Origin of the sequence: Chryseobacterium sp. C-71 (assembly GCF_020911865.1) — a bacterium.
GTDB lineage: Bacteria > Bacteroidota > Bacteroidia > Flavobacteriales > Weeksellaceae > Chryseobacterium.
The window spans coordinates 650,137-670,185 of sequence record NZ_CP087131.1 but is presented as its reverse complement, the minus strand read 5'-3'; the positions used below and the strand labels follow the sequence as shown (position 1 = coordinate 670,185).

Here is a 20,049-nt window from a genome sequence, read left to right as displayed (position 1 = left end):
ATTTTAAAGTTTATCCACAAAATATTAATTAAGTAAATTCTAATAGTGTTACACTTAAAGTATAACTCGAGATAATATTTTTAACCAAAAATTTCGAAATTTATTATAACGCATAAAAGACCAATAATTTCCTCTATCTCCTTTCTGCAGGTATTTTATGAGCTGTCATCGTGTTGTAGAGTGGGAGAGAGGCTATATGGCTGGTTTTGTAGTGAATTAGTATATTCCATAGCATATGATTCTATACTAAACTGCTAATAAACCTTTATAGAAAGAAGTTTTAACAAAATATTAAGATTGGAATGACTATCACTTATAAAACTCTCAGCAACTATTTTTAGCATATTCATTTAAACTGACTTTGAGCTCATAATTTATGTGGATAAAATAATAAATAACCTTAATTTACATTTGTATAATGAGTGTAATATATAGCTTAATCCACATTGTGCATGTTTAATATAATAACACTCAAATAGGCTAAAATCGACTTATCTACACTTAAAGTAAAGATAAATTAACGATTTAGATAATTATTTTAAATATTTGAATTACAGTATATTAAATACGATTAATTAAATTATTAGCAATCCACAATTTAACTAACAGACTTTTTGGCAATTTACATCGTTTAACGATGTTACAAATGTTAATTTTATTTTATCCTTTAAAATCATTATTTTTGACTCATGTAAATTTCTTTAGAATGAATTTTGAACATTTGTATATCCAAAATCCCGATTTCCCAAATCGTTATATTTCCCCCGAAAAATTATTTTTTTACCTACAGAGCAATCTCAGCGATTATATTCAGGAGATTGGAAGATCCTATTTAGATAAACCTATTTACAAATTGAGTGTAGGAAATGGTGAGATAAATGTTCTTGCCTGGTCACAAATGCATGGCAATGAATCGAACGCAACACATGCGATGCTTGATCTATTATTTACTCTTGATAAGCATCCGGAATTAAAAGAAAATCTTTTCAATACAATCAGTTTAGATTTTATCTTTATGCTCAATCCTGACGGTTCTGAGAGATGGACGAGACTCAATGCTGCAGATATAGATCTAAACAGAGATTTCCATAATGAAGCAAGCACAGAAATAAAATTTTTGAAAAAATTGGTTTCTTCGAAGAAATATGATTATGCCCTGAATCTTCATGAACAACGAACTATTTTCACAACAGACGGAGTACATCCTGCGACACTCTCCTTTTTGGCACCTTCTGAAAATGAAGAGAGAACGGTTACCGAAAACAGAAAGAAATGTATGGCGGTCATTGGTCAAATTTATGACAGTTTAAAAGATGTGATACCTAATCAAATCGGAAGATATACCGATGAGTTCTATCCCACTTCTACGGGTGATAATTTCATCAAAGCCGGAATGCCTACGATTCTGTTTGAAGGCGGACATTTCATCGATGACTATACAAGAAAGGGAACAAGAAAATATTATACAATTGCTTTGTACTATGCATTAAAAGCAATCAGCGAACTAAAATCTGATACAATAGGCTGGGAAAAATATCTTGAAATTCCGGAAAATCAGGAGACGCATTACGATATTGTGTACAGAAATGTAAAGCTGAATACAGATCATGAATGTATTCTCGATATTGCCGTTCAGTACAGGGAGATTTTTGAAGAAGGAAAAGACGAAATATCATTTATTCCTTTTGTCGTAGAAGCGGGAGAGGTTAAGAAAAGAAAGGGTTGGCTGGAAATCGACTGCACCGGAAAAAGATTCATAAGCGAAACAAGATATCCGAAGCTGGATGCGGAAGTCAGTTTTAAAATAGAAGAATAAAAAAAGCGGAACAATTGGTTCCGCTTTTTTTATTCTTGTCATGCTGAGCAAAGTCGAAGCATCCCAATGAGTAGATTTTATAATCTGATTAGTTAACGACTTTAATTCCGTTAGCCACAAATCTGATTTCTTCTTTTGGCTTCGTGATTGCATCAATTTCTGCCTGAGGCTTTTTAGCATCTTCTGCATAATGTTTTTGCTCATCGATGGAAGTTACTTTTCTTTCGGCATTACCTTCTAACACTACGTTTTTACCTTTTAAAGCTGTCGGTACGAAAAACCCATAATCTTTCATTTTCACGAAAAACTGAGTATCGTCTTCAGTTTGAATGGTCAACCAACAACCTTTCTTATCACAAACGTCCACTACTTTTCCTTTGATGGCTACGTTTTCAACTTTTTTGTTGTCTTTTTTTAATTTTTTAGCCAGTTTATCTACGCTCATTGCTTTAGATTCTGCAGATGTAACTGTGGAACCGTAAGTATCACCTACGATTGCGTTTCCTGCCGGAGGTCCGAATTTCTTTCCTTCCTGTGCAAATGCAAACGTTGAAGCACTTACCGCTACTAAAAATAATATGGATTTTAATTTCATTCTTATATTTTTTCCAAAATTAATAATAAAAATCGAATTTCAAATGAATAAAAACTTGATAAAAAACAGTTCATTCATCAATTCAAAACAAAAAGCAAAAACAATTGCATATTTATCTATATTTGATGTGAATATTTGAATATGCAGAAAAAACTAAAACTTTGGGACGCTACCATGCTCGTAATGGGCTCCATGATTGGTAGTGGAATCTTTATCGTAAGTGCCGACATGATGCGAAATCTCGGCTCAGGTTACTGGATGATCGTGGTATGGATTATTACGGGAATTATGACCGTTGCTGCAGCAATCAGCTATGGCGAACTTTCAGCTCTGTTTCCTAAAGCGGGCGGACAGTACACCTATCTCACCGAAATTTTCGGTAAAAAAATGGGTTTCCTCTATGGTTGGGGATTGTTTACGGTTATTCAGACAGGAACAATTGCTGCCGTTGCAATGGCTTTCGGAAAGTTTACAGCCTATCTGGTGCCGGCACTTAATGATGCAGCTCCTATTTTCCAAAGCGGCGAATTTCAAATTACCTGGATTCAGATTTTGGCCATAGCCATCATTCTTTTACTCACTTACATCAATACAAGAGGGGTAGAAAGCGGAAAAATCCTTCAGAATGTGTTTACTGGTTCAAAAATATTAGCTTTACTAGGATTGATTGCTGCAGGTTTTATATTCGTCGATTTTTCACATTTGGCAGAAAACTTCAGTTTAGGAACAAATGCTTTTAATAATATTGATAAAGACACCACAGGAAATTTCTTAAAAACCGGCTGGGAATCAATTGATGGAATGACTTTAATGGGCGGAATTGCAGCTGCAATGGTAGGTTCAGTTTTCAGTTCTGTTGCTTGGGAAAGTGTGACTTTCGTTTCGGGAGAAATTGAAAATCCAAAGAAAAATGTGGTTAAGGCAATGATCTTGGGAACTTCCGCAGTAATGCTTTTATATATTGCAGTGAATTTTGTGTATTTAAATGCCATCGACCGTGATTCCATTGCATTTGCAGCCAATGATAGAGTTGCTGTTGCCGCTTCTCAGAATATTTTCGGAAGTGCAGGAACCGTAATTATTGCAGTTCTCGTAATGGTTTCTACGTTTGGTTGCAATAATGGATTAATCTTAGCTGGAGCAAGAGTTTTCCAGACCATGGCAAAAGACGGTCTGTTTTTTAAATCGGCTATCGACAACAATAAAAATGATGTTCCATCAAATGCCCTTTGGATGCAGGGAGTCTGGGCTTCTGTTCTGTGTCTGAGCGGACAGTACGGGAATCTTTTAGATATGATCTCATTTGTAATCGTTCTGTTTTACATGATCACCGTTTTCGGAGTGATTTATTTAAGATTTAAACAACCTAATCTAGAAAGGCCTTACAAAACTTGGTTATATCCGGTAACACCAATAATTTATTTGGTGATTGGAACAGTTTTCTGCGTTCTTCTTCTGATCTACAAGCAACAATACACATGGCCGGGCTTTTTGATTGTATTACTCGGACTTCCAGTTTACTATATTATTAATCGAAATAAAGACACTAATTCGTAATTTTTTTAGGAGCTTATTCCCGCTTTCACTACTCGCTTTTCCAGGTTTTTGGCGGCGGCAAAGCCGCCGCCAAAAACCTGGAAAGAGCTCAAACAGGCCGTTCAATAGGGGCTAGGGATCTGCACGTAGTTTAGTTTCCGTCATTGCGAGGAGCGCAGCTACGAAGTAATCTTTACATAAAACAAAGAGCATTTAAATAGAATATCAATTTTTCAAGCTAAACTATTTTAAGTAATGAAAACCTTTATGATCTTTTCTAAGTGAAACGCCTTTGTGTAACTTAAAAGCATTTAGTAGTCAAAAAATCCTTGCGCTCCTTTGTGTTTAAATTAGTTTTAGTCATTAGCAACTAAAGTTTCAAAAGATTATCATAAATTATTTCCCGAAAATGATTAATTTGGTATTTCATTTTAAATAATGACACCAAAAAATTAAAATAGAGAACAAAATATCTATGGACACACCAAATTACAGAATGCCCTTTGTGCCGTCAACCCTGATGTCTGAAGGGGGAAGTATAGACACCTGCGATATGGGTGAAAGTATTGCCCACAACATCATGTTGCTCATTACCACAAAAAAAGGCGAAAATAGATATGATGAAAATTATGGCAACGATGTTTGGAATCTGGAATTTGATAACGGAGTTACATCAGCCGTATGGGAAAATGTTTTTATCAAAAGTCTTAAAAAGCAGATTCAGGAATTTGAACCGAGAATCATTCACCCGCAAGTCGATGCCCATGTAGAAGTCGTAGAGCATAACTACGATACCAAAGAACATACAGAAATCAAGAAAAAAGTAAGAATTGCCATCAATGCAAAGATGGAAGCTACAGGAGAACGTTTCAGCTTTTCTACCGAACTGTTTCTGAGCCCGATGTCAATCGATTAATCACCACCTTATCACAAATATGAATTTAGATCAGAATATTTATTCGAAAGAGTCTGTAAAAGCACGAATGCTGCAAAATGCTACCAAAGTCTGGGGATTGAAAAGCCCGCAGTCACTGGATCCTTTTGTTAAACTTTTAATTGATGCTTTCAGTACTGAAGTTTTTAAAGCGAATAATGAAATTCAGACCGTTAATGCGAGAATTTTAGAAAAACTGGCGAAGCTTTTAACACCATCCATTTACACCCATCCGATTCCGGCGCATGCAGTTGCATTTACCGAACCTTTTGAATCTTCGGAAGTTCTGCTTGACCATACCGAATTTTTCTTCAGAAAACAGATGAATTCTACGGTAAAATCGGAATCAGATAAACAACTGAATATTCCGTTTACACCCATTGGAAGTGTAAAAACCAATAAGGCACAAACTGCCATTATGTTCGTTGGTAACACTTGCTACAGCATTGATGAACGTTTAAATAAAATTCCTATTTCAAGATTTCAGGGAAGACCTTCTGATTACAGAAAAGTAACAATTGGAATCAATGTTTCAAAATATACCAACGAGAAATTTCCAAGAACTTTAGGATTGTATTGTTCAAATCCTGCTTTTGAGCATTTAGATTTTGTCTATAAATTGCTTCCCTACATCACGGTTTCAAGTAACGGAAATCCTTTGTTTGTAAAGGAAGGTTTAACTTATCTTAAAAAAGAACAGACAGAAGGTTACGAACAGCTTTTTCATGAACAATCGATCCAGACAAAGATCATTCAGGATATAAAAAACATTTATCATCATAAATTTATTGAAGTAACCGGTCTTTCGAGAGATCTTTTTTCAGAAGTGGGAATGCTGCCACAGGATTTAGATTTTTTGAACGGAAGAGAAGAAATTCAGAAATATATTGACGGCAAAAACTTCTTGTGGCTGACTTTTGAATTTCCACCGCAGTTTTCTGCTGAGATTTTAGATAATTTCACTTTTGTGCTGAACGCTTTCCCAATTTACAATCGGGGTTGGAAAAAGACTGAATATAGCTTAGACATCATGGGAAATAATATTCCTTTGATCACTGAGGAAGGTGAACATTTCCTTTACGTAGATGAAGTTCAGGACGGGGAAGGAAGAAAGTACACAGAAATTCCATTCACGCCTTCTGATGATCTTAAAAAGGGGTTATACACCGTAAGAAAAGGTGGAATGGAAAGATTCAACAACAGAAATGCGGTGGATATGATTTCTAATGTTTTGGAATTGACAAGAGACGAGATTGCAGCTTTCTCTTTATTAAACCGTGACAACGTCAAAGGAATGCTGAGCGAAATGTCTGACAAGATGAAATCTATGGTGCAGAAAGTAAACAACGCCAAAAGAAGCATCAAGCAGGAACTCAACTACGTCATCATGGAACCTGTTGAGAAAACCGATCATACCTACGCATCATTCTGGATTACGCACTGTACTTTTGCCAATCACATGCGTCCCGGAACTGAACTTTCTAACCAATTAAAATCTCAGTCACTGATCCTTCTTACCGAAACCATCGGTGGTGCAGAGGAGCAGAAAGGTTCAGACAGTATTCAGGCTTACAAATATGCTTTGACGACCAGAGATAAAATTATTTCGCTTGAAGACGTTAAAAATTACGTGCGAATGGTTTTAAAAGATGAGCTAAAAGATGTCCGTGTAAAAAGAGGAACCATGATCAGTAACAAACCGAAGGAAGGTTTCGTTCGCACGGTTGAAGTCGAGGTTATTCCACAAAATTATTCTTTCTACGGAAGAGTGTACTGGGAAAATATGGCGAATATTCTGAGAAATCAAATTATCTCAAAAGCCATCGACGGAATAGAATATCGGGTAATGATTACCAATGAAGATGTAGATTTTTTTGAAAATTAAATTGAATAAAAATTCCGGAAAATGATTAATCTTCCGGAATTTTTATTTAAAATAAGATTAAATTATCCGATTCATTAAAGTTACTTCTCTGCTTTCCAACAAAGGAATAATTTGCTTCACAACCATATTCTGATAATGTTCTGAGTTTTTATGGAATTCTACCGCAGATTCATTTTCATAACCTTCAAATAAAATCAGTGTATTCTCATCGTTTTTACTCTGATGAATTTTGTAAAATAAATTTCCTTGTTCTTCTGAACTTTTTTGGGCAGCCTCTTTCATAATTTCCAAAACTGCATTAAGTTTCCCTTCTTTTACCTGCCATTTGGCATACAAGTAAATTGATTGTTCGCTCATCTTTTTATATTTAAATTATGATTTTTTAGATTCTAAAATCGAAACCATTTTTTCACCGACACCCTTTGCAGAGGCAGGATTTTGTCCGGTTACCAAGTTTCCGTCAGCGATACTGTTGGCAGACCAGGCTTCCGCAGCATGGAAAATAGCACCTTGTTCTGTTAAAGCCGTTTGCAAATCAAATGGAACATCTGCTCTTGCGTAGTTATCTTCTTCTTCAGTGGTGAAAGAAGTGATATTTTTACCATTTACCAAGTAACTTCCATCACTTAATTTCACATTCAATAAAGAAACAGGACCATGACAAACAGCTCCTACAACTGCATTTCTCTCATAAGCATCAGTGATTACCTTTTTTAATTCTGCATTTTCAGGCATATCCACCATCGGAGCCAGACCACCAGGAATGAAAACTGCATCATAATTGTTGACATCAACTTCAGATAATTTTGCAGCTTTGTGCATATCTTCCCAACCTTTACCTGTAAGGAATTTCAAATTATCAGGATCGCTGGCTAAATTTAATGCGTCTAAAAATGGAGATTCACCCGTTAAGCTTGCAAAATCAATTTGATAGCCTTCCTTTTCAAATTCTGCATAAGGATGTGCGACTTCAGATAAGAATGTTCCGGTTCTTCTGTGATTCTGACCGATTGCATTTGCATTGGATACAATTATTAATACTTTTGCTTTCATATTTTAAAATTTTAATTGATTTTTATTTTGTTTAAATTTCTATAGCAAATGTATGTCGATCCAAAGCCTCAATTGAAGGAGGGAAGTCACAAAAAAAGTGTGACCGAAATCACACCAAACCTTTGAATATTTTAAAACTTGAATTTTATACTTATTGTTGACAATATATCATAACTGAAAAAAACTTTGTGAGCTTTTATAAGTGAAATCGAAGATTCGACGAAGTCAAACGGCTTTGTGTAACTTAAAAGCAGTTAGTAGTTAAAAAATCTTCGTGTGCTTTGTGTTAAAATAAGATACTATGATTAAAAATCATAAATTAATTATTTAGTATTCGAATACAACCTGCTTAAAGTCTCTCTACTGACTCCAAGATATTCTGCAATGTATTTCTTTGGAATTTGCAGCATGAGATCGGGATAAAGTTTTGAAAACTCCTCATATCGTTGCTGAGGTGTACTCGATAACAAAAGTCGTATTCTTTCCTGCAAAGCAACATAACCGTTGGTAAGTTTGACCCTGAAAAAATGTTCCATTTTATGAAATTCTGATGATAATTTTTCTCTTCCTTTTAAAGTAAGACAGAGAACTTCACCATCAGTGAGACATTCTACGAACATGGCTGACTTATTCTGTTTAAAGTAACCGGAATAATCGGTCATCCACCAATTTTTTTTTGCAAACTGTACAATGTGCTCTTTGCCGTTTTCGTCAAGATAAAATACTTTGTAAATTCCATCTAAAACCAGAAATTCAAATTGTACATCATCGCCTTCATGAAGCAGAAACTGATTTTTTCGGACGTTCTTAAGTGTGAAAAATTTTTTAATAGATTCAAATTCTTCATCTGTAATTCTGGTTATTTCTTCGATATGCTGCCGTAATCTGTTCATGAATGTTTATTAATACACTGTAAATTTAGATAAAATTGATGAAGATAAAAGATAATGATTCTTGATAAGATTACAGAAAAGAAACAGGTGAAAAAGAGTTTCTTGTTGGTATCTACTTTTTGCTCAATAAAATTTAAGCAATCGACGAAATAGAATATCCTGTAATAACTACTTATGAGGATACAATCTTTTTTTACAATATATATATTAAAGAACTGTCACTAACTAAAAAGTTAATGACAGTTTTGTTTTACAATAATTAATCTGATTATATGATATGTATTTTTTTTAACTTTAAATTTCAAGTTGTTTATAATGAGAATTATTGTGGTATGATAATTTGTTTATAATTTAATTCTGATTTCGCCGGTACTTGTTTTGTATAGCTTACCAACTGCCAAACCACCTGTAGCCGCAGCTGCATCATTAGCATACGTTGGAAGTGTACTAAAATTAAAATCTGCTGCGGAAACCGACGCTCTTGTTACAGATTTTATAACACCTGTAGAAGTTGCAACTACAATCCTGTCTGCCGATGTTCCGGTGTAAGCCGTTGCATTGATATTTCGGATTCTGAGACCACCTCTGCCTGCAAACTGAGCACCTCCTAAGTCTAATAATTCAGTTGGTTTTGCATCATCTTCTTCACCACTTACGCCTATTGCAGTGTTACCATTTCTAAGTACAGTCATGGCATTGTTGAAAGTGTAAGGTGGTGTATAAGAATTACCATTACCTATCTGAAATAAAGCATCTGTGGAAACGGGTGCAGAAGTAAGAGACCCAGTGCGGATGGCGTTTCTTTCTCCGATTGCGGTTCCAACAAATGAGGCTGCAAGTGTCTGTCTTCCCATTGCTGTTGAAGCGTGTCCTTCGGCAGTTGTATAGGCGCCTATTGCTACAGACTGATCTCCACTCGCAGTTGCAGTGTGTGTACTTAAGGCAAGCGAATATAATCCACTAGCCACGGCATTTAAACCGATAGCCATGCTGAATATATTACTCGATGTAGGATTCATGCCAAATGCGGATGAATAATAACCAGTAGCTTTCGCATTTTGTCCTATGGCAACTGAATAATCTCCGGTAGCCTCTGATTGATTTCCTCCCATTGATAATGAATATGGGCCGCTAGCAATATTAAATGATCCAATTGCTTGAGCTCTTATACCACTTGCATTATTTCTCCAACCAAGTACAGTAGAGTTTTCTCCAGAAGCTCTGTTTTCTACGCCATAAGCTAAAGAATTTACACCAGGTATAGATGTTCCGTTAAGTTCATCAGCATGAGGTATACCTCCACGCATATTGCCTCTAATATCAAATTTTGCAAGCGGTTTTATTGCGGCAAAATCACCAATACCTACGTTACCATTTTGATAAATATTTTGGGTATTTATTGTGGCTGCGGTTGTTGTGTTTTCTAAATTCCAAGGGTTTGCAGCTGCAACAGAATCCCCATTCATTTTTTGCCATATATTACCATCAAAATAAAAATAGCCGGATGTTGTTACATTAACAGTCTTTGTAGTTGTAGAACTTGAAAGCAAAGCCTCAGTTATGTAAACAATAGCGCCGGTCTGTTGAGTGTCATAATTAGCATCTTTAGCTTTTAGTTCAGAACCTTTGAGTCTGGGAGCAATAAATCCATCGATTTTTGTAATGTCTGAGGGGGATGCCATTACATCTAACGTAGCTTTGGGAGTTTCGGTGTTAATACCTACTTGGGAAAAAGCAAATCCGGTAATGAGACTGCTTAAGAGAATAAATTGTTTTTTCATTTGTTTGTAAATTTTTAGAACTGTATTTTATTATCGTGTGTATTTTTTCATTTTAGCTGAGATTTATTATTTCCGTATGAATTGTTTTTGTGACTTTTCAAAAGTAGCTTTGTTGAGTTACTGCTACAAATATTTACTGGCTAGTATTCAGGAAAATGGGTGATTATAATCGAATTTCAAAGTATTGATTTTAAGTATTTTATATCTTATTTTGTAATGTTTTTTGTTCTCGAAATTTGTTGTTTTAAATAGGTGCTTATTGTATGTTAATTATTTAATTTTTCTTCATTTAAAGCCTGAAGATAATGTGACGGGGAAGTATCTGTGATTTTTTTAAATGCAATCGCAAACTTACTCTGAGAAGAAAAACCTGCTTCATCGGCTAAACTTGCTATTTTATATTTTTGGTATTTAGAATCGCTTTTGAGTTTTTCAAGAATATATTTTATTCGCAATTCATTGATATAATTATTAAAATCTTTATGCTTAAAATTATTAATCACATAAGACAAATACTTGGTATTGGTGTCACAGTAGGTGGCGAGATAGGGAAGTGATATAGAATTTCGAGTAAATAAAGTAGAATTTTCAAATTTTTCAAGTTTTGCAAGCAGTTTTTTCTCGGTTGCAGGCGTCATCATTGCAGGCTGCTCAAAATCTAAATTATTGATGATTTCTTTATCTGTACTTTCTTCTAAATTTATAACTTTCTGAATATTATTATCTTGGATTTGTTTTGTGTTTATTTTGATGTTTGTATGTTTTGCTTTATAATTCGAACTTTTAATAAAAACCACAATAATACAGATACAAAAAAGTATTATAAGAAGAATAAATATAAGGCTGTTTCTGTGAGATTTTTTTTCTTCAATTTTGTGTTTTTGTTGTGAGTCAGAATATTCTTTGTCGATAAAAGCAGCTGTGTTATAAGATATTTTTTCTTTTGTAGAGTCTTGTTTAATTTTTACTTCAGCTAGTTTTTCGATGTTTTTTGTAGCAAAATAGTATTGCTGAGAAGTATTATAAATTTCATCTTTTAAGCTCAGATAGTTAGATTGTTCTGCAATACTTTCTGCTTTATCAAGGTAAAATTTTGCTTTATCAAGATTTTTTGTTTCAATGTATACTTGTGCAATTCCGCTGAAAATTAAACCTTTTAAATAATTATCTGGCATTGGAGCTAAAATTGATTCTGCTTTCTGGTAAAGACTTAGTGCTTGTTCATAATCACCTAGCTTATATTTGCAGAGCCCTTCTAATTGGTAATTGTTAGCAATAAGCGTAGGTTCTTTGTTTCCAATAATTTTAAAAAGATGATTCGATTGATTTACATAATATAAAGCTCTTTTATAACTGTTAAACTCTATTTCACAATAGGCTTTTTCCTGCATCACAAACCCCAACATATTACTTGCGACAGATGTACTATTAATTTTTTTAATCACATACTCAGACTTATGGATATAGTCTTTAGCCTGGTTAAACAATCCCAGACTCCTATATTGAGATGATAGAAAACCATATATTTTTGATTGCCATAAATAATCATCAGAATTTCTAACATACTCTTCAGCCTTTAATGCATATTCTAAAGATTTTCTATCATTACCAGATTGTTGTATAAGCGTTGCAGAAAGCATGAGGCTTTTGGCTTTAAATTTTGGAGTTTCTGAAATATTATAAAGAGAATCTGCAATTTCTAAAGCTTTTTTAAAATCCTTTTGAGCGGTTTCCAAATAAGTCTTGTTGTACATCCGATTGTATTTCTCAGGATCTTGTGCTTTTAGATTGCTTGTAATTATAGCTATTACAAAATACAATGAGAGTATTGATAGATTTTTAACCATATATTATTAGTTTTAATGCTTTTGCATCTTAATTCCAAATTTAGTGTTATTTGAATGTGAAAATTGTGATTGTAATTTAATATTTGTTAAGATAGGAGAGATTGCAGTGGAAACTATCTGATTAATGATTAATAAAAAATCCTATCGTTAGAAATCGTTAAACATTTGATATATGAAATTGTATACTCTATACATTAATCATAATTCTAAACTAGTTTAGAATTATGATTGAATTTAGTATCAGATTATTATAATAAGAGTTATAATCCATATCATTTTACCTCAATAAAAATATGGTTTTGTAAATAATTATAAAAGAAAGAGTTTGACGTATTCCCGAAAATGAATAGTTTAAATAATAATTTTTGTCTTTTAATTCACTAATTATGAGGTTTTTATAAAAAAAAAATTTTATGAATTTTAAAATAGAATTATAACGAAAATGCAAGTCTTTATTTTCCTGAAAACGATTGGAGTAGAAAAATTTGTTGTCCTTCGATATTTGTAATTTTACAAACCTAAGTACTCAAATACAATTTTTCAATACCAAAAATCACTGGTTTATATAAATAACGAGTGATTTTTTTTAATCAAAATTTATATCTTGTTATGAAAATTAATAACAAAAATAACGTTAGAAATATTAGATTTTATCTTCTATTTCTTTACATCATATTAATCATCATCGCAATTGTTGTTTTAAAGGGATGTTTTCAGATTTTCATGATATGTATTGCAAATGCAATCTTATGTTTTGTTATATTTTTTAATTATTGCGAATTTGAATATTCGGGAGAATGTATTTCTTTTAAAAAATATTCTGTTTTCAAGAGTGGTTACATACGTCCATTTGTAGAAATGCCTGTTATTTATTTTAAAGATTTTGAAATAAAAAGATGTATGTTCACGTATATTTTAGTTATAACTTTTGATAATGGAACTTCAGCAAAGAAGAATATCAGTTTATCATTAAAATGGTATAATGACCAACAGATTACTAATATCACAAAAGTTTTAACCTTATTAAAAGAGAAGATCAATAGTGAAATTTCTTAAAAACGTTTTTAATTAAATTTAAATAAATTGATTAAGTTAAACGATAATGGTGCACTGTATTTTAGATTTAAAATTTAAAAAAAATGATGAGGTTCTGTTTAAATCCAGACGATTTTTAACTCAATAAATTCCATAAAATTCCGTAATTTTGCAAATCGTGATTTTCATGTAAGATCACCCCAAATTATGAGTGAATCAAAAGAATATATAGAAGTTTACGGAGCCAGAGAACACAATCTTAAAAACATTGATGTCAAAATTCCGCGCAACGAACTGGTGGTCATCACCGGACTTTCCGGAAGCGGAAAATCGTCATTGGCTTTTGATACCATTTTTGCCGAAGGTCAGCGTCGTTATATCGAAACATTTTCTGCTTATGCACGTCAGTTTTTAGGAGGTTTGGAACGTCCCGATGTTGATAAAATCGAAGGATTATCTCCCGTAATTGCCATTGAGCAAAAAACAACCAACAAAAACCCACGTTCAACGGTTGGAACGGTGACAGAACTTTACGATTATCTTAGACTTTTGTTTGCGAGGGTTTCAGATGCTTATTCATTGTCTTCAGGAAAGAAATTGGTAAGCTATACCGAAGATCAGATTCTTGATACGATTAAAGAAAATTATAAAGGTGAAAAGTTGATGTTGATGGCACCTGTTGTTCGTTCGAGAAAAGGTCATTATCATGAACTTTTTGTTCAGATGGCTAAAAAGGGGTACGGACAAGCCAGAATTGATGGTGAATTACAGGATATTGAATATGATTTAAAACTCGACCGTTACAAAACTCACGATATCGACATCGTCATCGACCGTTGGATCATCGGTGAATCTGCCTCTGAAACCCGAATGGAGAAATCACTAAGAACTGCAATGGAAATGGGTGAAGGCGTAATCGGAATTCAAAAGTTGGGAAGTACAGAGATTGAATATTTCTCAAAAAATTTAATGGATGCCGAAACAGGTCATTCATTGGCTTTACCGGAACCGAATACCTTTTCGTTCAACTCTCCGAAAGGAAGCTGCCCAAGCTGTAAAGGTTTAGGAACTATCAAGAAAATCAACACCGATTATTTTGTCGAAAATCCTAAATTATCGATCAATCAGGGAGGTTTATTGCCTCTGGAAGATATTAAATCGAATAAATGGATTTTAGCACAGATCAAAAATATTCTTGAAATTTTCGGGTTAGGATTGACGACTCCATTTAAAGATATTCCTGCAGAAGCGTTGGATTATATATACAACGGCTGTCACAAAGAATTTAATAAAGACCTGAAATATGCAGGAATTACCAAAAAGATAAAAATTAGCTTTGATGGTTTGATTCCTTTTATGGAAGAAATCATTGACGAAAAAGAGTCTTATGAAGGTGTTTTGCTGGAAAGGCATTTTACAACCGAAGAAACTTGTCCGGATTGTAAAGGAACTCGTCTTCAGCCGGGAAGTTTAAGTTTTAAAATCGACGGAAAAAATATTGCTGAGATCAATGGTTTGAGTTTAACCGATTTGAAAGATTGGTTGAGAGATGTAAAAGATAAATTTTCGCCGAAAAATGCAATTATCGCTCACGAGATTTTAAAGGAAATCGAAACCAGACTTCAGTTTTTACTGGATGTCGGTTTGGAATATTTAAGTCTGAGCAGAAGTTCAAAAACGCTTTCGGGAGGAGAATCTCAGAGAATCCGCTTGGCAACGCAGATCGGTTCTCAGTTGGTGAATGTTCTGTATATTTTGGATGAACCAAGTATTGGTTTGCACCAGAGAGATAACGAAAGGCTAATCAAATCACTTAAAAATCTTCGTGACATCGGAAACTCTGTTTTGGTGGTAGAGCACGACAAAGACATGATTATGGAAGCCGATGAGGTTTTGGATATTGGTCCGAGAGCAGGAAAATTCGGTGGAGAAATTCTTTGGCAGGGAAAACCTGCAGATCTACTGAAAGCAGACACCATCACAGCAGATTACATCAACGGAAAAAGAAAAATTGCCATTCCGGAAGTCAGAAGAGAAGGAAATGGTAAAAGTATCGTCTTAAAAGGTGCTACAGGAAACAATCTTAAAAATGTAACCCTTGATATTCCGTTAGGAAAATTGGTGGTTGTGACAGGAATTTCAGGAAGCGGAAAATCATCCCTGATTAACGGAACTTTGTATCCGATCTTGAACAAACATTTTTACAGAGCCGTTCAGGAACCTTTGCCTTACAAAAAAATAGAAGGTCTCGACAATATTGATAAAATTGTGGATGTTGATCAGACTCCGATTGGGAGAACACCCCGTTCAAATCCTGCAACCTACACAGGAATGTTCACCGACATCAGAAATTTATTTTCTGAATTGCCTGAAAGTAAAATCCGTGGTTACAAACCTGGAAGATTTTCTTTCAACGTAAAAGGCGGAAGATGCGAAACTTGTCAAGGAGGCGGTTTGAAAGTCATTGAAATGAACTTTTTACCTGATGTTTACGTGCATTGCGAAACCTGCAACGGAAAACGTTTCAACAGAGAAACGTTGGAAGTTCGCTACAAAGGAAAATCGATTTCCGATGTTTTGGATATGACGATTGATGAAGCGGTAGATTTCTTCCAGCCGATTCCTAAGATTTTTGCAAGAGTGAAAACTTTACAGGACGTAGGTTTGGGTTATATCACGATGGGACAGCAATCAACCACACTTTCCGGAGGTGAAGCGCAGCGTATCAAACTGGCAACAGAATTAGCAAAAAGACAAACAGGAAATACTTTATATATTCTTGATGAACCCACAACCGGACTTCATTTTGAAGACGTAAAAATTCTGATGGATGCCATTAATAAGTTGGTAGAATTAGGAAACTCATTCATCATCATCGAACATAATATGGATGTGATTAAATTGGCAGATCATATTATTGACGTTGGTCCAGAAGGCGGAAAATACGGTGGTGAAATTATTGCCAAAGGAACTCCGGAGGAAATTATTAAGTCGAAGAAGAGTTTGACTGGGAAGTATTTGAAGAAGGAGATGTAAAAATATTAGTCACATAATAAGGAAAACCACAATGTAAATTGTGGTTTTTTTATTTACTTTTGGGAAAAACTAATAAACATGAGCTTTAAACTTTTAGCGATTAGGCCTTTAGATGGTTGTAATCCAAAATTTCTTAAAAACTTAACTCCGAATCAGATCTACCAATTTTGTAATGATTATAAGTTTATCCAAGATAAGGATGAAAATGTAAACTCTATTGAGTATAATGAAACCGTACCCGAGGAACTTTATTATCAAGGAGACGGAGATTTCAAAACAAAAATTAATATCTCAGCTATTGTTGGAAAAAATGGAAGTGGGAAGAGTGCTTTGGTGGAGTTAATGGTTGCTTTTGTAGTAAAATTGTCTTTAGAAATAAAGAATGATTTTATTAAAACTGAAAACCTGTATTATGATTCTAATGAAGAAAGACGGAATGAATTGATTGCCAATTTTGATAATAGTAAAATACAGGATTTAAAAGACATTCATGTTGAATTATTTATTACACATAAGGCTAAACCTTGTATAATTCAAAGTGAGGAGTTAAAATGTTTTGGAAGCAATGCTAGAGAGAAAATTAGAAAAATTACATTAAAAGACAATGAAATTATAATAACAGATTTTCAAAAAAATAATGATATTTTCAAAAAAGAAAATTTTGATATTTCGAAGGAAATTTTAAAATCTGGACAAGAAATAGAACATTTAAAAATTAGTCGTGAAGAATTACATTTTTTCCAAGACTTTTTCTACACAATGGTTATCAATTATTCTCATTATGGTTACAATACATTGGAAACTGGAGAATGGTTAAAAGGTGTTTTTCATAAAAATGATGGTTATCAATTACCTGTAGTAATTAATCCTATGAGAGAAGAGGGAAATATCGACATCAATTCTGAAAAAGAACTCTCAAAATCAAGATTTTTAGTCAATATTCTTCAAGAACCTTCATTGCGTACTATTTCGGAAGGAAAAGAAGTAAAGTATCTAAGCATTGAGCTAAATGAATTTAAATTTTCAGGTATTAATGATGATAAACCAGAAGAATGGCATGATTGGGATAAAGAAAATAAGAAAAATAAATGGCTAGATATTTCGGAAGAGGATAAACTTGAAATTTTGAACTCTATTTTTTCAATATTTTATGAAGATGAAGTAATTACGATAAATACAAATCATTTTTTCTATCCATTCATACGTGATTATATTATTTCTAAACTGATCAGGATGCGCCATTATTCAGTTTATAATGATTTTAATGATTGTTTTAAAAGTAACGATGTTGAAGTTCCATATTATGATTCTATAATAATAAAAAGAAGATTATCAATTAATAACAAAGAAAAATTAACTTCTTATTTTAAAGCTATTGAACAAGATCCAAGCCATAATACAGATAAAGTTAGACAAGCTTTGTTTTTTTTGAAGTATTTGTATTTGGATGAAGCTGATCTTTATGAAAAAAATACTGAATTAATGAATATTGAAGTCCTTTATAAAAAAATTGATGAACCCTTTCAGAAATTAATGGAACCATATAAATATTTAGATGAGGCTAAGACAATTGAAATTGAACATAAATTTTCTATAAAAGAATCTTTACCATCAATTTTCAAAGTAAATTATTATTTTGAAAATAATCCTCATTCTAAGAATAATTTTGACAATTTTAGCTCTGGTGAAAAGCAAAAAATATTTAGCATTCATTCTGTTATTTATCATTTAAGAAATTTGAAATCTGTTAAAGCAGATCATGAAAGGGGAGAAAGAGAAAATGATAAGAAACTTATTTATTATAATAATGTGAACATTATTTTTGATGAAATAGAATTGTATGCCCACCCCGATTTTCAAAGAAAATTTATTAATGATTTACTTAAAGCATTAAATTCTGTCAAGCAGTTAAATCAAAATCTGAACCTCCTTTTCATCACACATTCGCCTTTTATTTTATCAGATATTCCTAAGCAGAATGTCTTGTTTTTGGAGGTGGAAAATGGAAAATCAAAACCAAGTTCTTATAAAGGAGATAACACATTTGGAGAAAACGTTCATCAAATGCTTACTGATGGCTTTTTTATTACAGACACAAAAGGAGCTTTTGTTACAAGTAAAATTAATGAGTTTTTAAAGCTTTACAAAAATACAATAAAACTGAATGAAACTGAAAAACCTATTGATTTTGAAAAAGAAATAAAAAAGTATGAAAAATTAATAAACTTGATTGGAGAAGATTATGTTAGGAACATATTGAAGAATCATTTAGAAGAATTATTTAAACATTTTAATATTCCAAGAAACAAAACTAAACAAGAATTGGAACATGAGAGAGCGGATTTAGAAGAAAAATTAAAAATCATTAATGACCAACTGAAAAATGAGAAAAATTAATTACCCACAAAAGGATGTCTTTAAATTAGCTTACTATAATTTAATAAAAGAAAAGTTTGAAGAAGGTGAAATTGATGAAATTTTAAAGAAAGTAGCTTTTGGTTGGAATTTAAAAAAGCTTTTAACTGCTGATTTCAGTGAGTTATTACAAATTATTAGTCTGAATGATATTAAAAATAAAGAAATAGAAAAGCTAAATTCTTATTTTAAGAAAGGAAAAAAGGGTAAAATAATATATGAATATGAATTAAAGCAACCTAAGATCTCTAAATTTATGATGGATAATGATATAGAAATGAAAACTTGTCATTACTGTAATATTGATTTTATAAACACGATAGAGGAAAATTTAAAATTTTCTTCATTAAATCAATTTTATTTAGAAGCTCCTTATGAAGTTTTAATGTTTATACCAAAAATAAAAAAAAATGAAGCCGAAGAAATAATAAATAAGAGATTTGGAAATAAAATTATTAATTGGTCAAAAGAAATCTCTCCAGAATTTTATAAATGGACTTTCAATAAATTTAATTCTAAAACAATATCCAATACGGAAAGACTTGATTTGGAAAATATAACAATAAAAAAAAATCATTTTACTTTAGATCATATTTTGCCGAAAAATAAATTTCCTTTTTTGTCACTAAGTATTTTTAATCTTGTTCCATCTTGTTATTCATGCAATTCTAAATTTAAACATCAAAGAGAATTTATACCAAATGAAGAATTAGAAAAAATAAGCCCAACGTCTGATAAATTTGAATTCAATGAGTTAATAAAATTTAAAATGAAATTTGATGTAGATGATATTAAATTTGAAAAAAAAATTAAGGAAATAAAAGAAATCAAGGATGTTGATATAAGGATTGAAAATAAAGATAATTTATCTAGTGTTGATCAGTTCATAGACATTTTTAAACTAAGACCAAGGTATGAATTTCATAAAGGCATTTCATTCAAAATGATAGATAAAAGAAAGAAATACCCTGATTCGCAAATAAGAGAAATTGCAAATCTTTTAAAATGTGATGAACAATCCATAAAAGAAGATCTTTTTGGTAAAGAATGTTTTGAGTCAAACAATGAACCTTTCGAAAAATATAAGCAAGATATCGCCAAACAATTAGGCATAATTTAACTCCAATGTTAACAATTCAATTATTTTAAAAATTTAATTAATTGATTATCAGTTGTTTAAACCACAATGTTAACCCAATGTTAACTCAATGTGAAATTAGTAT

At 32.5% G+C, this 20,049-nt stretch carries 14 protein-coding genes; 8 read left to right on the top strand and 6 right to left on the bottom strand.

Annotated features, from left to right (window positions below):
* Nucleotides 1–706 precede the first annotated feature (706 nt).
* The gene (locus tag LNP04_RS02975; RefSeq protein ID WP_229985098.1) at nt 707–1,816 is read left to right on the top strand and encodes a M14 family zinc carboxypeptidase; all 1,110 of its coding nucleotides are present in this window, start codon (nt 707–709) and stop codon (nt 1,814–1,816) included.
* Nucleotides 1,817–1,904: 88 nt separating this feature from the next.
* Here the strand turns inward: LNP04_RS02975 and LNP04_RS02970 are convergent, their stop codons facing one another.
* A complete protein-coding gene (locus tag LNP04_RS02970; protein ID WP_229985097.1) occupies nt 1,905–2,411 on the bottom strand; it encodes a DUF4920 domain-containing protein in 507 nt (168 codons plus the stop codon).
* A gap of 141 nt (nt 2,412–2,552) precedes the next feature.
* Here LNP04_RS02970 and LNP04_RS02965 point away from each other — a divergent pair, with 141 nt between their 5' ends.
* From LNP04_RS02965 to LNP04_RS02955, 3 genes are all read left to right on the top strand, one after another.
* Complete coding sequence (locus LNP04_RS02965) at nt 2,553–3,968, top strand: APC family permease (RefSeq protein WP_229985096.1); 1,416 nt, start codon at nt 2,553–2,555, stop codon at nt 3,966–3,968.
* A gap of 454 nt (nt 3,969–4,422) precedes the next feature.
* The gene (locus LNP04_RS02960) at nt 4,423–4,863 is read left to right on the top strand and encodes a GPW/gp25 family protein (RefSeq protein WP_229985095.1); all 441 of its coding nucleotides are present in this window, start codon (nt 4,423–4,425) and stop codon (nt 4,861–4,863) included.
* Between the two features lie 19 nt (nt 4,864–4,882).
* Nucleotides 4,883–6,766: a type VI secretion system baseplate subunit TssF gene (locus LNP04_RS02955; RefSeq protein ID WP_229985094.1), complete on the top strand. Its 1,884-nt coding sequence runs from the start codon at nt 4,883–4,885 to the stop codon at nt 6,764–6,766.
* A 57-nt stretch (nt 6,767–6,823) separates the two neighbouring features.
* On the opposite strand, the gene LNP04_RS02950 is transcribed toward LNP04_RS02955, so the two are convergent.
* The 5 genes from LNP04_RS02950 to LNP04_RS02930 all read right to left on the bottom strand — a co-directional run bounded on the left by LNP04_RS02950 (nt 6,824) and on the right by LNP04_RS02930 (nt 12,340).
* Nucleotides 6,824–7,123 (bottom strand): putative quinol monooxygenase, encoded by a 300-nt coding sequence (locus tag LNP04_RS02950; RefSeq protein ID WP_229985093.1) that lies wholly within the window; start codon nt 7,121–7,123, stop codon nt 6,824–6,826.
* A gap of 15 nt (nt 7,124–7,138) precedes the next feature.
* Nucleotides 7,139–7,819: a type 1 glutamine amidotransferase domain-containing protein gene (locus LNP04_RS02945; protein ID WP_229985092.1), complete on the bottom strand. Its 681-nt coding sequence runs from the start codon at nt 7,817–7,819 to the stop codon at nt 7,139–7,141.
* A 323-nt stretch (nt 7,820–8,142) separates the two neighbouring features.
* The gene (locus LNP04_RS02940) at nt 8,143–8,712 is read right to left on the bottom strand and encodes a Crp/Fnr family transcriptional regulator (protein WP_229985091.1); all 570 of its coding nucleotides are present in this window, start codon (nt 8,710–8,712) and stop codon (nt 8,143–8,145) included.
* A gap of 344 nt (nt 8,713–9,056) precedes the next feature.
* Entirely contained in the window at nt 9,057–10,493 is a 1,437-nt protein-coding gene (locus LNP04_RS02935) for a hypothetical protein (RefSeq protein ID WP_229985090.1), read from the bottom strand.
* A gap of 266 nt (nt 10,494–10,759) precedes the next feature.
* Complete coding sequence (locus LNP04_RS02930; protein ID WP_229985089.1) at nt 10,760–12,340, bottom strand: tetratricopeptide repeat protein; 1,581 nt, start codon at nt 12,338–12,340, stop codon at nt 10,760–10,762.
* Between the two features lie 609 nt (nt 12,341–12,949).
* Between LNP04_RS02930 and LNP04_RS02925 the strand changes: the two genes are divergently transcribed.
* The 4 genes from LNP04_RS02925 (at nt 12,950) to LNP04_RS02910 (ending at nt 19,946) form a co-directional block, all read left to right on the top strand.
* Nucleotides 12,950–13,396 carry a hypothetical protein gene (locus LNP04_RS02925; protein ID WP_229985088.1) on the top strand — a complete coding sequence of 149 codons (447 nt, stop codon included), beginning with the start codon at nt 12,950–12,952 and terminating at the stop codon, nt 13,394–13,396.
* A gap of 186 nt (nt 13,397–13,582) precedes the next feature.
* Entirely contained in the window at nt 13,583–16,411 is a 2,829-nt protein-coding gene (uvrA, locus tag LNP04_RS02920; RefSeq protein ID WP_229985087.1) for an excinuclease ABC subunit UvrA, read from the top strand.
* A 78-nt stretch (nt 16,412–16,489) separates the two neighbouring features.
* A complete protein-coding gene (locus LNP04_RS02915; protein WP_229985086.1) occupies nt 16,490–18,808 on the top strand; it encodes a hypothetical protein in 2,319 nt (772 codons plus the stop codon).
* Nucleotides 18,795–19,946, top strand: coding sequence for an HNH endonuclease (locus LNP04_RS02910; RefSeq protein WP_229985085.1), 1,152 nt, complete (start codon nt 18,795–18,797; stop codon nt 19,944–19,946). Before LNP04_RS02915 ends, LNP04_RS02910 begins: the two co-directional genes overlap by 14 nt.
* The last annotated feature ends 103 nt before the right edge of the window (nt 19,947–20,049 follow it).

Excerpts from the sequence above, each read along its gene's own strand:
- LNP04_RS02930 (WP_229985089.1), bottom strand. The coding sequence starts at position 12,340 with ATGGTTAAAAATCTATCAATACTCTCATTGTATTTTGTAATAGCTATA.
- LNP04_RS02935 (WP_229985090.1), bottom strand. The coding sequence starts at position 10,493 with ATGAAAAAACAATTTATTCTCTTAAGCAGTCTCATTACCGGATTTGCT.
- LNP04_RS02945 (WP_229985092.1), bottom strand. The coding sequence starts at position 7,819 with ATGAAAGCAAAAGTATTAATAATTGTATCCAATGCAAATGCAATCGGT.
- LNP04_RS02965 (WP_229985096.1), top strand. The coding sequence starts at position 2,553 with ATGCAGAAAAAACTAAAACTTTGGGACGCTACCATGCTCGTAATGGGC.
- LNP04_RS02975 (WP_229985098.1), top strand. The coding sequence starts at position 707 with ATGAATTTTGAACATTTGTATATCCAAAATCCCGATTTCCCAAATCGT.
- LNP04_RS02940 (WP_229985091.1), bottom strand. The coding sequence starts at position 8,712 with ATGAACAGATTACGGCAGCATATCGAAGAAATAACCAGAATTACAGAT.
- uvrA (WP_229985087.1), top strand. The coding sequence starts at position 13,583 with ATGAGTGAATCAAAAGAATATATAGAAGTTTACGGAGCCAGAGAACAC.
- LNP04_RS02955 (WP_229985094.1), top strand. The coding sequence starts at position 4,883 with ATGAATTTAGATCAGAATATTTATTCGAAAGAGTCTGTAAAAGCACGA.
- LNP04_RS02950 (WP_229985093.1), bottom strand. The coding sequence starts at position 7,123 with ATGAGCGAACAATCAATTTACTTGTATGCCAAATGGCAGGTAAAAGAA.
- LNP04_RS02960 (WP_229985095.1), top strand. The coding sequence starts at position 4,423 with ATGGACACACCAAATTACAGAATGCCCTTTGTGCCGTCAACCCTGATG.
- LNP04_RS02925 (WP_229985088.1), top strand. The coding sequence starts at position 12,950 with ATGAAAATTAATAACAAAAATAACGTTAGAAATATTAGATTTTATCTT.
- LNP04_RS02970 (WP_229985097.1), bottom strand. The coding sequence starts at position 2,411 with ATGAAATTAAAATCCATATTATTTTTAGTAGCGGTAAGTGCTTCAACG.
- LNP04_RS02915 (WP_229985086.1), top strand. The coding sequence starts at position 16,490 with ATGAGCTTTAAACTTTTAGCGATTAGGCCTTTAGATGGTTGTAATCCA.
- LNP04_RS02910 (WP_229985085.1), top strand. The coding sequence starts at position 18,795 with ATGAGAAAAATTAATTACCCACAAAAGGATGTCTTTAAATTAGCTTAC.